Raw genomic sequence first — 12,865 nt, 5'->3', positions numbered from 1 at the left:
CCCCATGGACGTCATCTCCGTAATCCGGACCAAGCGCGACAAGGGCGAACTGAGCCCCGAGCAGATCGACTGGGTCATCGACGCCTACACGCGCGGTGAGGTCGCCGACGAGCAGATGTCCGCCCTCGCGATGGCGATCCTGCTCAACGGCATGAACCGGGTCGAGATCGCCCGCTGGACCGCCGCGATGATCAACTCGGGCGAGCGCATGAACTTCGCCCAGCTCTCCCGTCCCACCGCCGACAAGCACTCCACCGGCGGCGTCGGCGACAAGATCACGCTGCCCCTCGCACCCCTGGTCGCCGCCTGCGGCGCGGCCGTGCCGCAGCTCTCCGGCCGGGGCCTCGGCCACACCGGCGGCACGCTCGACAAGCTGGAGTCGATCCCCGGCTGGCGCGCGCTGCTCTCCAACGAGGAGATGCTCAGCGTCCTCGAATCCACCGGCGCGGTCATCTGCGCGGCGGGCGACGGTCTGGCCCCGGCGGACAAGAAGCTGTACGCGCTGCGCGACGTCACGGGCACCGTCGAGGCGATCCCGCTCATCGCCTCCTCGATCATGTCGAAGAAGATCGCCGAGGGTACGGGCTCGCTCGTCCTGGACGTCAAGGTCGGCTCCGGCGCCTTCATGAAGAACATCGAGGACGCCCGCGAGCTCGCCGCCACCATGGTGGGTCTGGGCACCGACCACGGCGTACGCACGGTGGCCCTCCTCACCGACATGACGACCCCGCTCGGCCTGACGGCGGGCAACGCCCTCGAAGTCCGTGAGTCGGTCGAGGTGCTGGCCGGCGGCGGTCCCAAGGACGTCGTCGACCTCACCCTCGCGCTCGCCCGCGAGATGCTCGACGCGGCGGGCCTGAAGGACGCCGACCCGGCCAAGGCGCTCGCGGACGGCTCGGCGATGGACGTCTGGCGCCGCATGATCGCGGCCCAGGGCGGCGACCCGGACGCGGCCCTGCCGGTGGCCCGCGAGCAGCACGTCGTGCACGCCTCCGAGAGCGGTGTCCTCACCACCCTCGACGCGTACGCCGTCGGTGTGGCGGCGTGGCGCCTCGGCGCCGGCCGCGCGCGCAAGGAGGACCAGGTCCAGGCGGGTGCGGGCATCGAGCTCCACGCCAAGCCGGGCGACAGGGTCACCGCGGGCCAGCGCCTGATGACCCTGCACACGGACACCCCGGAGAAGTTCGAGTACGCCCTCGAAGCCCTGAACGGCGGGGTCCTGACCGCCCCCGAGGGCACGGAGTTCACCCCGAACCCGATCGTGCTGGGCCGTATCGCCTGACACGCGGGGACGCGTACGACCGAGCGGGGCCGGTGGAATTCCACCGGCCCCGCTTTTCTCGTCCACGGGGGGCGTCCACGGGGGCGCACCGATGAGTTACGGCCGTGGCCTGGGTCTGCCCCATGTGGATGCCACGATGCCGGCCGTTCTCGTCGTCGTCGGCCGGGTGACCCCGGCCGACGTACCGCGCCTGTGCGACGAACTCGACGACCTGCTGTGCGACGCGGCAGCCGGCGAGGTGATCTGTGACGTCGCCCGGCTGACCGGACCGGACCTCACCGCCGTCGACGCACTGGCCCGCCTGCGGCTCACCGCCCGCAGAGCCGGCTGCCGCCTGCGCCTGCGCGGCGCCCGCCAGGAGCTGCTGACGCTGCTGCGTCTCGTCGGCCTTAACGACATCGCCTGAGCGATCACCCGATGGGCTGTTTCCGCGACAGCGGTCAACGGCTGAAGAGGCATGTCAATTCCGGGAGACGGCATTCCCCGGCCGGGAGTCCAAATGGCCGAAGGGGCGCGTTCAAGCGTGATTTTCCAACTGGCTTTCTGACAAAGTTCACTCCTGCTTTGGTCGCCTTGTTTTGAAAGCCGAAACCCGCGTTGCTTTCTCGGTCAGTTTCTACGGTCCACGTACGAAGAGAGCCGCACGTGCTGCAACGAAGTTGGACTGAGCAGGGTCAACTGACGATTTTTCACCTGGTCCAGCCGGTGGAGGGCGGAGTCGCGCGCGTGGTCACCGATCTCGTCAGAGCGCAGACGAGCGAAGGTCTGCGTACCGTGGTGGCCTGCCCCCCCGGCGGCACCCTGGCGTCGGACGCCGCCGAGGCCGGAGCGCACGTACACCCCTGGCCCGCCGAACGCGCTCCCGGCTCCACCCTGCCCGGCGAAGTCATGACCGCCGCCCGGCTGATCCGCCAGAGCCGCCCCCACATCGTGCACGCCCACAGCGCCAAGGCCGGACTGGCGGGCAGGCTGGCCGTACGGGGCAGGGTGCCGACCGTCTTCCAGCCCCACGCCTGGTCCTTCGAAGCCGTACGGGGCAGGGAAGCCGCTCTGGCACTCAGGTGGGAGCGGTACGCATCCCGCTGGGCGGCACGGACCCTGTGCGTCAGCGAGACCGAGCGCAGAACGGGCGAGGAGGCCGGCATCGCCGCCCGCTGGTCGGTGATCCGCAACGGCATCGACCTCCGCCACTTCCGCCCCGACGAGGGCGCCGGCCGCGCCGCCGCCCGTGCCGCGCTGCCGCTCCTGTCCGGGGTGCCCGCCGGAACCCCGCTGGTGGTCTGCGCGGGCCGCCTGTGCCGCCAGAAGGGCCAGGACATTCTGCTGCGGGCCTGGCCGCGGGTGGCCTCGGCGGTGCCCGGCGCCAGGCTCGTACTCGTCGGTGACGGACCGGACCGCGACCGGCTGAGGGCGGACGCCCCGCCGGGCGTGCTGTTCGCGGGCGCGAGCCGCGACATCAGGCCGTGGTTCCACGCCGCCGACCTCGTCGTCCTGCCGTCCCGCTGGGAGGGCATGGCACTCGCCCCGCTCGAAGCCATGGCCTGCGGCAGGCCCGTCGTCCTGTCCGACGTCAGCGGAGCCAGAGAGAGCCTTCCACCCGGCCACGAAACCCACTGTCTCGTCCCGCCCGAGAACCCGGCGGCCCTCGGGGCGGCGCTCACCACGCTGCTGGCCGATCCGGGACTCCGCGAGGCCCTCGGCCGCGTGGCACAGACCCACACCCGGTCGAGCCGCGACGTACGCCGGACCGCCGCAGCCGTCTCCGGCCTCTACCGGGAACTTGTCAGCCCTGACCGACCCATGACGAGGAAGCGCACGGAGCGATGACGACGGAGAGTGCATTCGCGCCCAACACCGCCCAGGCCACGGCCGTACCGCTCGCGGCTCCATCGGTCCACCCGCCACGCAGCGCCACCGGCCGCCGCCCCGCGCCCCTCGCCACCCGCGGCATCCGCCGGCGCGGCCCCGTGGCGGGACTGCTCACCGCCGACGCCCTGGCCGTGGCCCTCACCCTGGCGCTGATGCCGTGGCCGGCCACGGTGTTCGCCCCACTCGCGGCGCTCATGCTCGCACTGCACACCTACCGAGGCCTCTACCGCCCGCGCCTGTCCCCCTCGGCACTCGGCGAACTGCCCCCGCTCCTCCTCCTCGCCCTGATCCAGTGGTACGCCACGGCAGAGGCCCTCGCGGCGTACGCCCCGCAGCACGCCGTCACCTGGAGCACCCTCACCCTCGCCGTCACCACGCACACCCTGCTCGCCTGCACCGGCCGGGCCGTGGTCTACCGCACCCGCCGGCGGACGGCCGTCAGGCGCCCGCAGTCGGCACTGATCGTGGGCCGCGGCCCGGTCGCCCAGCAGGTCACAGCGGCCCTGCAAGTCCGGGCCGAGTACGGACTGCGCCCCGTCGGCAGGGTCGACCAGACCCCCACCCCACCCACGGACGACACCACCCGCACGGACCCGCTGCCGGTCCTCGCCACCCCGGAGGACGTCAGCCGCGCGGTGATCCAGAACTCCGTACGCCACGCCGTCTTCACCCACCCGCCCGAGCGGGAACTCGTCACGCTCCTCACCGACCACGACTGCCGGCTGTGGCAGGTGGACGGCAGCACACCCGGCACCCTCACGCACGCCCAACCCCCGGACCACCTCTGGGGATTCGCCGTACGCCCACTCCACACCGGACCGCACAGACCACTGTCACGCGCGGCCAAGCGAGCGATGGACACCTTGGTGGCCGCCGCGGCGCTCCTCGTGGCAGCGCCGGTCATGGCCGTATGTGCCCTCGCCGTACGCCTGTCCGACGGCCCCGGCGTCATCTTCCGCCAGGAGCGCATCGGCCGCGACGGCCGCCCCTTCACCCTGCTGAAGTTCCGTACGATCTGCCCCGCCGACGAGCACGAGTCCGCCACCCGCTGGAGCGTGGCCACCGACCACCGCATGAGCCTTACGGGCAACCTTCTGCGCCGCACGTCCCTCGACGAGCTTCCCCAGCTCTGGAACGTCCTGCGCGGCGACATGAGCCTGGTGGGCCCCCGCCCGGAACGCCCGTACTTCGTCAAGAAATTCAGCCACACCTACCCCGGCTACCAGGCCCGCCACCGGATGCCCGTGGGCATCACCGGCCTGGCGCAGGTGAACGGACTGCGCGGCGACACCTCCATCGAGGACCGCGCCCGCTTCGACAACCACTACATCGAGACCTGGTCGCTCTGGCAGGACGTGTGCATCCTCACGCGCACCGCCGCTTCCCTGTTCCGGCTCGGAGGCAGCTGAGCATGACCACGCTGTGGACGGCACCAAGCGTCCGCCGACTGCCCCTCCTGCCCCTGATCGCGACGGTGCTGCTGCTGGCGGTACCGATCCAGACGCCCGCAGCGGGAACATCCGCCAACATCACGCCGGCGGACCTCGCGTCCTGTGCCCTGGTGGTCCTCGCCGTCGCCGCAGCCCTGCACCTTCGCCGACGCCCTCTCACCCCCGCCGCCGCGCTCGTCCTGGGCCTCCCCGCGGTGGGTATCGCCCTGGCAACGGCGACCGCCACGGAGCCCGCGGCCGCCCTCACCGGATACGTCCGCTACCTCCAGGTCTTCGTCCTCGTCCCCGCAGCGGTGATCCTCCTCCTCCGCACCCCCCACCACTTCCGCCTCGTCACCGGCGCCTTGATCGTCCTGGCAGCCGTCCAGGGCGCGACGGGCGTCTACCAGCACGCCACCGGCACGGGCGCGTCGTACATGGGCGAGGACATCAGGGCAGTGGGCACCTTCGGCCCCACCGACGTCATGGGAATGGCCACGGTGGTCTCGTACGGCCTCCTCGCGGCCCTGGCCCTGGCCCTGCGCCCACCCCACAACGCACCCTCCTGGCTGCGCCCCTGCGCGATCGCCACCGCGGCGGCTCTCACCCTGCCCCTGGCGGTGTCCTTCAGCCGGGGAGCCTGGATCGCCACGGTGGTCGCGGCCCTCGCCATGATCTTCCTCACCGGCCTCCGCCAGGCGGCGAAGGCCCTGGCGGCCGTGACGGCGGCCTCAGTCATCCTCGTGGGCGGCTTCGGCATCGGCTCGGAAATGATCTCCGAACGCCTCACCAGCATCACCGAGGTGACCGAAGCGCCCGACCGCTCGGTCAACGACCGCTACACGATGTGGGCCGCCGCGGCGAGCATGTGGCAGGACCGCCCCGCCACCGGAGTGGGCCTCAAGGGCTTCCCCGCGCACCGGGACGCCCACGCGTCGATCGGCCTCTCCTCGGGCAGCGACACGGCGGGCGCGGGCCAGACGTTCCACAAGCAGCCACTGCTGTCTCCGCACAACATGTACCTCCTGATCCTCAGCGAGCAGGGCCTGATCGGCCTCACCGCCTTCGTGGGCACCTGGGCGGCGATCCTGACGGCGGGCCTGCGCAGACTGACCCACAAGGCCCCCCGCGGAGCCGCCGACTGCGGCCTGGCGGCAATCGGCCTGGCGATCTGGCAGACGGTCGACTTCCTGTACGCCGACATCGGCGGCCCCACGACCGTGCTCACCGGAATCGTCCTGGGCCTGGCCGCCTGGTGGGCCCTGGCGCCGTCCGAGGAGACGGCATGACCGACGCCCCCGCCCCCCCGACGCGGCCCCACCCGGCCCAGCAGCCCGAAGTGCCGGCCGGGGACGTGCCGGGGCGCTCCCCGCAGGGCGTCGAACGCAACCCCCGCGAACGAGCCGGCACCTACCCGAAGGTTCGGCGCCCGAGGAGACGCCCCGGCGCGGCACCGGCCCCGGAGCCCCCGGAACCGCGTACACCGAAGCTCGGCCGCTTCCTGGCGAGGGCCGCCGCCGTAACCGCCGCCCTGACCGCGGCAGGGGCACTGCTGGGCCTCGTACGGGACCAGACCATCGCCCATCTGTTCGGCGCGAGCGTGGAGAGCGACGCCTTCCTGATCGCCTGGACCGTGCCGGAGATGGCCGCCACCCTCCTGATCGAGGACGCGATGGCGCTCCTTCTGGTCCCGGCCTTCAGCCACGCCCTGGCCCACCGCGCCGCCCGGCGCACACAGGACCCCGCCCTGTCCTACGACGCCGTAAGGGCGCTGGTCCTGGCCACGCTTCCCCGGCTCTGTGCGGCCCTGGCCTGCGCGGCCGTGCTCCTGATCCTGGGCGCGCCCTGGCTCGTACGGCTCCTCGCACCGGGCTTCAGCAACCCCCAACTGGCTGTCGACTGCACCCGCCTGACGGCCGTCACCGTGTTCACCTTCGGCATCACCGGGTACTTCAGTGCGGCTCTGCGGGCCCACGGCAGGTTCCTGCTCCCGGCCGGCGTCTACGCCGCGTACAACGTCGGCATCATCACCACGACGCTCACCCTGCACTCCCTCTGGGGCGTACGAGCAGCCGCGGTCGGCGTAGCCGCGGGCAGCCTGCTGATGATCCTGACCCAACTCCCCACCTTCCTGAAGCTGACAAGCCTCCACCGCACCCCCCGCCCCCGCGCCACTTCCGCCCCCACTCCCGCCCCCACTCCCGCGCCCACTCCCGCCCCCCTCCTGGCCACAGCGGTCCTGGCCCCCGTAGTGCTCTTCGCGGTGGGCCGCCAGGCCCAGGTCCTGGTGGAGCGCTTCCTCGCCTCGCCCCTCCCCGGCGGAGCGATCTCGCACCTGAACTACGCGCAGAAGGTCGCGCAGATGCCGATAGTGCTGTCCCTCATGATCTGCACGGTGACGTACCCGGTGGTCGCCCGCGCCATGGCCGAAGGAGACCGGGAGGGCGCCCGGCTCAGGGTGGAAAGGGACCTGGCCCTGGCCGGACTGGTCGTACTCCTGGGAACGGCGATGGTCCTCGGCTACGCGCCGCAGATCATCGAAGTCCTCTTCGAACGCGGCGCGTTCGACGCCCACGACACCGCCACGACCGCGACCGTCATGCGCGTGTACGCCGTCGGCCTGCTGGGCCACTGCCTGGTAGGCGCCCTGAGCCGGCCGTTCTTCTCCGCCGGCGGCACCACCTGGTACCCGGCGGCGGCCATGGCCGCAGGCCTGGTCGTCACCACCGCGGCCGGCGCGGCCCTGGCCGGACGGTTCGGCGTACACGGCATCGCGGCGGCCAACGCCATCGGCATCAGCACAACGGCGCTGCTCCTGCTCGGCGGCCTCGGCTCGCGCGTGGTTCCCATCCGGGTACGGGCCGTCATCGCGTCCCTCGGCCGGCTGACGACCGCGGCGGCGGTGGCCGGTGCGGCGGGCTGGGCGGCCGCGCCAAGGGTGGCGGACCCCCTGCTGAGCGTGGCCGCCGGCTGCGTCCTCGTCCCCGCCGTATTCGTCCTCTCCGGCCTCGCGGTAAGAGCTCCGGAGGTCGTTCACCTGCTGGCCCTCACCCGACAGAGGTTCCGTCATGGCCGCTGACACGGCGACCCGTAGCACCGAACGCCCCGTATCCGGCCCCCACGGCCGGCCGTGGATCCTGATGTACCACTCGGTCGGGGACCCGGCGGACGACCCGTACGGCATCACCGTCTCCCGTGACCGGCTGGACCGGCAACTGGCCTGGCTGCGCCGCCGGGGACTCACCGGCGTCGACGTGGGCACACTTCTGCGCGCCCACGCGGCGGGCCGTGCCGCCCGCCTGGTCGGCCTGACCTTCGACGACGGATACGCGGACTTCTTGCACGAGGCGCTGCCGGTGCTGCGCCGGCACGAGTGCACGGCCACGGTGTTCGTACTGCCCGGCCGGTGCGGCGGCTCCAACGGATGGGACCCGCTGGGCCCGCGCAAACGGCTGCTGACCGAAGAGGAGATCTCCCGAGCGGCGAAGGCAGGCATGGAGATCGGCTCGCACGGCCTGTACCACCAGCGGCTGCCCGGCCTGCCCGACGGCGTACTGCGCCAGGAGACGTTCCACAGCCGGGAGTTGATCCGCGCGATCACCGGGACCGCCCCGGAGAGCTTCTGCTACCCGTACGGCACCGTCGACCAGCGAGCGGTCGACGCGGTACGCACCGCGGGCTACACGTACGGCTTCGCGATCGACCCCGGCCCCCTGGTCGGCACGTACGCCCTGCCGCGCACGCACATCAGCCACGCCGACCGGGGCCTGCGCCTGCGGGCCAAGCACCTGCGGCACCGCTTCGCCCCGTCCGGTGCCGGCCGATGAAGGCGCTGCACATCATCACCGGGCTCGGCATCGGAGGCGCCGAGCAGCAACTGCGGCTGCTGCTGCGTCACTTGCCCGTGCCCTGTGACGTCGTCACGCTGACGAACCCGGGCGCGGTGGCGCACGGGCTGCGCGCCGACGGCGTCCGGGTCGCGCACCTGGGGATGAAGGGCAACCGGGACCTCAAAGCCCTGCCCGCGCTGACGCGACTGGTCCGCCGTGGCAAGTACGACCTGGTCCACACGCACCTGTACCGCGCCTGCGTCTACGGCCGGATCGCCGCACGGCTGGCGGGTGTCCCGGCGGTCGCCACCGAACACTCCCTCGGGCAGGCGGAGATCGAAGGCCGCCCGCTCACCCGCGGGGCCCGCGCGCTGTACCTGGGTACGGAACGCCTGGGCGCGGCGACCGTAGCCGTCTCCGCGACCGTCGCCGGGCGGCTGCGCGACTGGGGCGTACCGCCGGCGCGAATCCACGTGGTCCCCAACGGCATCGACGCCGCGCGCTACCGCTTCGACGCCGCACACCGCACCGCCACCCGCGCCCGACTGGGCATTCCCGCCGACGCGTTTGTGGTCGGCGGCGTAGGCAGGATCGTCTCCGGAAAACGATTCGACGTGCTGGTCCGTGCGGTGGCGGCGCTGCCCGGAGCGTGGCTGCTGCTGGCCGGTGACGGCCCCGAGCGCGACGCGCTGCGCACGCTGACGGCGCGCCTGGGAGCAACGGACCGCATCCGCTTCCTGGGCGAATGCGACACCGCGCTCAACCCCGGCCCCGATTCCAGCCCCACTGTCTCCCGAACTCCCATTCCCGCCCTGCTCTGCGCGATCGACGTCTTCGTGTCGACGTCACGCGAGGAGGCCTTCGGCCTGGCCGTGGTCGAGGCGCTGGCAGCGGGCCTGCCCGTACTCCACCGCGCCTGCCCCGCCATCGACGACCTGCCGCCGGGCCACGCCCCCGGCGCCCGGCGCATCAGCGGCAGCGTCGGTGAGCTGACGGCGGCTCTGCGGCAGCGGATGGAGGGCGGAGTACGCCGGCTGGTGCCGCCGCCCGCCGTCAGCCACTACGACATCGCGCGCAGCAGCGCACGCCTCATGGACGTGTACGCACACGCCCTCGCCCCCGCCTCCGCTCCCCCGACCAGGAGAGAAGCACACCGATGACCGATTCACCCGAGCAGCAGCAGCCGGCCGCCCCCGGACGGTTCAGCCGACTCGTCACGAAGATCAAACCCAACATCAAACTCAAGATCAAACCCAAGGTCCAGGCCACGATCCAGGCCATTCCCGTGCCCGTCTGGTGGCCGCTGCCCGTATGCGCCGTGCTCGGCACGGTGTGCGGAGTGGCATACGGCGCCCTCCAGACCCCGGAGTACGCCGCCACCAGTTACGTCGTAGCCGTCCCCGCCAAGGGCACCGAGCCCACCGCGGCCCTCGGCTACGCCCAGGCGTACGGCCGGATCACCACCAGCGACTCCACCCTCGCGTACGCGCGCGTGGCGGCCGGAGTTCCGCCGAAGGCGCTGCGTACCCAGGTCAGTACCGAGACGTCCCCCGACTCGCCGATGATCGCGATCACCGGGACCGCCGACAAGCCCGCCGTGGCGGCGGACATCGCCAACGCCGTCGCCGAAGCCGTGTTCGTCAGCAGCAACCACGTCTCCAAGAACACCGGCGTCAAGCTGCTCGTCTTCTCCCAGGCGATCGCGCCGACCGAGGCGGCCTCGCCGTCCCTCCCGATCAGCGCGGCTGTGGGCGGGAGCACCGGCGGCCTCATCGGCGGACTGGTCCTTCTCGTACGGCCGAAGCGCCCCCGCGCGACCGCGTCGGCGTCGGTGCCCGCACCGTCCGCCGCCCCCGCCGAAAGTCACGCCAACCCCAACGCCAACACCAACCCCAACGCCAACGGCAACGCGAGCGCGACCGCCAAAGCCGAGCGGGAGCTGGTGTGATGGCGGCGGCCGGGAACCGGCGGGACCGGGACCGGGGCCTGACCGTCACGCTGTGCCGCGACCCCCGGCGGTTCGCCGCGCTCCAGGAGGAGTGGGACGGGCTCCGTCGCCGCTGCGCCGCGGCGACGCCGTTCCAGAGCCACGCCTGGCTCCACTCGTGGTGGCTCTCGTACGGGCGGAACGGCCGGCTCCGCGTCGTACTGGCCCGCCGTGACGGCCGGCTGATCGGCGCCGCGCCGCTGATGCTCGTACACCGCCCGATGCCGCTGCTCGTGCCCATCGGCGGTGCGATCTCCGACTTCTCCGACGTACTCGTCGACGACGAAGAGGCGACGAGCGCGATCCGAGCACTCGAACGAGGACTCGACCGTGCCGCCCGGCAGGCGGTGATCGACCTGCGGGAGGTACGGCCGGGAGCGGCGGCCGAGCGGCTGTACGAGAGGTGGACCGGCGCCCGGGCCCGGCTCACGGACTCGACCTGCATGGAGCTGCCCGCCGAGCCGATCGACGACCTCGTCAAGCGGATGCAGAGCAGCCGCGCCCAGCGCGTACGGGCCAAGCTGCGCAAGATCGACGCACTGAAGATCGAGAGTCACGTGGTCGCCGGGCACGAGGTGCCCGGCGCGGTCGGCCGTCTGCTGAGGCTGCACGAACTCCAGTGGCGGGGCCGCGGCGTCAACGTGGAACACCTCAGGCCGCGCTTCGCCGAGCACCTGGTGCGCGCCGCGAGCCGGATGCTGAGGGACGGCGAGGCCGCGGTCACGGAGTTCCGGCTGGACGGCGAGGTGATCGCCGTGAGCATGACCCTCCAGTCGGGTCTGCTCTCCGGCGGCTACCTGTACGGGGCCGATCCGGGGCTGCGGGAGAAGAAGGTGGACGTCACGACGATGCTGCTGCGCCAGGAGGCGCACCTGGCGGCGGACTCCGGCCGGGGCGTGCTGAGCCTGCTGCGCGGATCGGAACCGTACAAGAACCACTGGCGGCCGGAGACCGTCACCAACCAGCGGCTGCTGCTGGCCCGGCCTGGCCTGGAACCCCTGCTGCGCGTGCGCGAGTCGCAGGTGACCATGCGGGACCGGGCCGCCGAGACCGTGAGTACGCGCTTTCCCGCGGCGCGCGACTGGCGGGACCGGGTGAACAGCTGGCGGGCGGACGGCACCGTCAGGATTTCCAGCGCTCCGGGGATTCCGGCTGCACACAGAACGTGAAGTCGCCCAGCCACTGGTTGATCCACTCGCCCATCTCCCTCGGCACGCACCATTTCCCGGAGTCCGGCTTCTTCGGGGGCTCGGTGGGCGTGGGCTTGACCGGTTTGACCTCCGAGGGTTTCGTCGCGGACGGCGTGGGTGCCTGGGGCGGCGTCGGGGCCGACGGCGAGGGTGTGGGCGCCGGCGCGACCGGCGTCTGCGTCACGGGCATCCGCCACCCGGACAGCTTCGAACGGAACACCTCCGAGGACCGGGGGTTCTCGTCGCACTGCCAGACGCCGTGCGGACAGTAGTCGGTGATGGTCTGGTAGAGCGGCTTGTGCTGGGCCATCCAGTCGAGCATCCCCCTCATGTACTCGGGGTTGTCACCGTTGCGGAAGAGCCCCCACTCCGGGTAGGAGATGGCCTTGTTGTGCTCGGCGGCGAAATCGACCTGCTTCTGCAGCCCGTACGGATCGGACACCTGGTCGTCGAACGTGTCGCCGGGCGGCTGGTCGTACGAATCCATGCCGATGATGTCCACGACGTCGTCGCCCGGATAGCACTCGGTCCACGGAATCGCGTCGATGCCCCGGTTCGGGGCGAAGTCGAAGCGGAACTTCTGGCCGGGAACGGTACGCATCGCCGTGACGATGCGGTGCCAGTACTCCTTCCAGGAGTCGGGGTCGGGCCCGCAGCGATGCGAGTACGTGGTGCCGTTCATCTCCCAGCCGAGGACGATCACGGTGTCCGGTACGCCGAGCTTCACCAGGCGCGTGGCGAGTTTTTGGAAGTGGTGGTCGAAGCTTCCCTCGGCGCCCTCCTCAAGCATGTCGCGCACCTCGCTGTCGGACAGGTGCTCCTCGTTCCGCTCCAGCATGGGCACATTGAGGACGAACAACCGGTCCTGCGCGCCGCGCCGCCAGTCCGCCCAGTACCGCAGGAACTCGGGACGGCCTTCGATGTTCACCCAGAGGTCGCCCGGCAGGTAGGTGTGCCCGACCGACAGTTCCGCACCGCCCAGCCACTGCGACAGCTCAGCCATTCGTGTCACGCCGTCAGGGCCGTAGTCGAGATACGCGCCGATGGCCGACGGGGGCCCTTCGGACGGGACCGGGCCCGGCTCGGGACTCACAGCCGGGCCCGGCTCGGGACTCACAGCCGGACCCGGGGACGGGGGCTCGGTGGGGGATGCCAGGGCCCCTCCCGCGAAAACACCACCGGCGACGGCGAGACTTATGGCAACCGTGCCGATACAGGTGCCGGTGAGACGGCGCCTCTTTGACATGACTCCTCCTACCGATCGGTCGTTGTTGCCG

Annotated in this window: 11 protein-coding genes; 10 read left to right on the top strand and 1 reads right to left on the bottom strand. The window is 72.0% G+C overall.

What is annotated here, in order from left to right:
- Positions 1-4: 4 nt before the first annotated feature.
- The 10 genes from G412_RS0111415 (at position 5) to G412_RS0111370 (ending at position 11,567) form a co-directional block, all read left to right on the top strand.
- On the top strand, positions 5-1,282 hold the full coding sequence (locus G412_RS0111415) for a thymidine phosphorylase (RefSeq protein WP_028812216.1): 1,278 nt from the start codon (positions 5-7) through the stop codon (positions 1,280-1,282).
- A 91-nt stretch (positions 1,283-1,373) separates the two neighbouring features.
- The gene (locus G412_RS0111410; RefSeq protein WP_051338291.1) at positions 1,374-1,688 is read left to right on the top strand and encodes an STAS domain-containing protein; all 315 of its coding nucleotides are present in this window, start codon (positions 1,374-1,376) and stop codon (positions 1,686-1,688) included.
- Between the two features lie 239 nt (positions 1,689-1,927).
- Positions 1,928-3,109, top strand: coding sequence for a glycosyltransferase (locus G412_RS0111405; RefSeq protein WP_078606918.1), 1,182 nt, complete (start codon positions 1,928-1,930; stop codon positions 3,107-3,109).
- On the top strand, positions 3,106-4,560 hold the full coding sequence (locus G412_RS0111400; protein ID WP_028812213.1) for an exopolysaccharide biosynthesis polyprenyl glycosylphosphotransferase: 1,455 nt from the start codon (positions 3,106-3,108) through the stop codon (positions 4,558-4,560). The genes G412_RS0111405 and G412_RS0111400 overlap by 4 nt, the downstream gene beginning before the upstream one ends.
- A gap of 2 nt (positions 4,561-4,562) precedes the next feature.
- Entirely contained in the window at positions 4,563-5,870 is a 1,308-nt protein-coding gene (locus G412_RS0111395; RefSeq protein ID WP_051338290.1) for an O-antigen ligase family protein, read from the top strand.
- Positions 5,867-7,660 carry a lipid II flippase MurJ gene (locus G412_RS34045; RefSeq protein WP_078606917.1) on the top strand — a complete coding sequence of 598 codons (1,794 nt, stop codon included), beginning with the start codon at positions 5,867-5,869 and terminating at the stop codon, positions 7,658-7,660. The genes G412_RS0111395 and G412_RS34045 overlap by 4 nt, the downstream gene beginning before the upstream one ends.
- Positions 7,650-8,408 (top strand): polysaccharide deacetylase family protein, encoded by a 759-nt coding sequence (locus G412_RS0111385; RefSeq protein WP_028812211.1) that lies wholly within the window; start codon positions 7,650-7,652, stop codon positions 8,406-8,408. Before G412_RS34045 ends, G412_RS0111385 begins: the two co-directional genes overlap by 11 nt.
- Positions 8,405-9,571 (top strand): glycosyltransferase, encoded by a 1,167-nt coding sequence (locus tag G412_RS0111380; protein WP_028812210.1) that lies wholly within the window; start codon positions 8,405-8,407, stop codon positions 9,569-9,571. Before G412_RS0111385 ends, G412_RS0111380 begins: the two co-directional genes overlap by 4 nt.
- A complete protein-coding gene (locus tag G412_RS34040) occupies positions 9,568-10,359 on the top strand; it encodes a YveK family protein (protein WP_078606916.1) in 792 nt (263 codons plus the stop codon). Before G412_RS0111380 ends, G412_RS34040 begins: the two co-directional genes overlap by 4 nt.
- Entirely contained in the window at positions 10,359-11,567 is a 1,209-nt protein-coding gene (locus G412_RS0111370) for a GNAT family N-acetyltransferase (protein ID WP_028812209.1), read from the top strand. Before G412_RS34040 ends, G412_RS0111370 begins: the two co-directional genes overlap by 1 nt.
- Here G412_RS0111370 and G412_RS0111365 read toward each other — a convergent pair.
- Positions 11,521-12,834 (bottom strand): glycoside hydrolase family 26 protein, encoded by a 1,314-nt coding sequence (locus G412_RS0111365; RefSeq protein WP_028812208.1) that lies wholly within the window; start codon positions 12,832-12,834, stop codon positions 11,521-11,523. The genes G412_RS0111370 and G412_RS0111365 overlap by 47 nt on opposite strands.
- Positions 12,835-12,865 lie beyond the last annotated feature (31 nt).

This window comes from Streptomyces flavidovirens DSM 40150 (assembly GCF_000429085.1).
GTDB lineage: Bacteria > Actinomycetota > Actinomycetes > Streptomycetales > Streptomycetaceae > Streptomyces > Streptomyces flavidovirens.
Note: the sequence above shows the minus strand (reverse complement) of the source record. Positions and strands in the feature narration are given on the sequence as shown.

What these genes read in the sequence shown, in the direction of transcription:
- G412_RS0111415 (WP_028812216.1), top strand. Translation starts at nt 5, where the DNA reads ATGGACGTCATCTCCGTAATCCGGACCAAGCGCGACAAGGGCGAACTG.
- G412_RS0111410 (WP_051338291.1), top strand. Translation starts at nt 1,374, where the DNA reads ATGAGTTACGGCCGTGGCCTGGGTCTGCCCCATGTGGATGCCACGATG.
- G412_RS0111400 (WP_028812213.1), top strand. Translation starts at nt 3,106, where the DNA reads ATGACGACGGAGAGTGCATTCGCGCCCAACACCGCCCAGGCCACGGCC.
- G412_RS0111395 (WP_051338290.1), top strand. Translation starts at nt 4,563, where the DNA reads ATGACCACGCTGTGGACGGCACCAAGCGTCCGCCGACTGCCCCTCCTG.
- G412_RS34045 (WP_078606917.1), top strand. Translation starts at nt 5,867, where the DNA reads ATGACCGACGCCCCCGCCCCCCCGACGCGGCCCCACCCGGCCCAGCAG.
- G412_RS0111385 (WP_028812211.1), top strand. Translation starts at nt 7,650, where the DNA reads ATGGCCGCTGACACGGCGACCCGTAGCACCGAACGCCCCGTATCCGGC.
- G412_RS0111380 (WP_028812210.1), top strand. Translation starts at nt 8,405, where the DNA reads ATGAAGGCGCTGCACATCATCACCGGGCTCGGCATCGGAGGCGCCGAG.
- G412_RS34040 (WP_078606916.1), top strand. Translation starts at nt 9,568, where the DNA reads ATGACCGATTCACCCGAGCAGCAGCAGCCGGCCGCCCCCGGACGGTTC.
- G412_RS0111370 (WP_028812209.1), top strand. Translation starts at nt 10,359, where the DNA reads ATGGCGGCGGCCGGGAACCGGCGGGACCGGGACCGGGGCCTGACCGTC.
- G412_RS0111365 (WP_028812208.1), bottom strand. Translation starts at nt 12,834, where the DNA reads ATGTCAAAGAGGCGCCGTCTCACCGGCACCTGTATCGGCACGGTTGCC.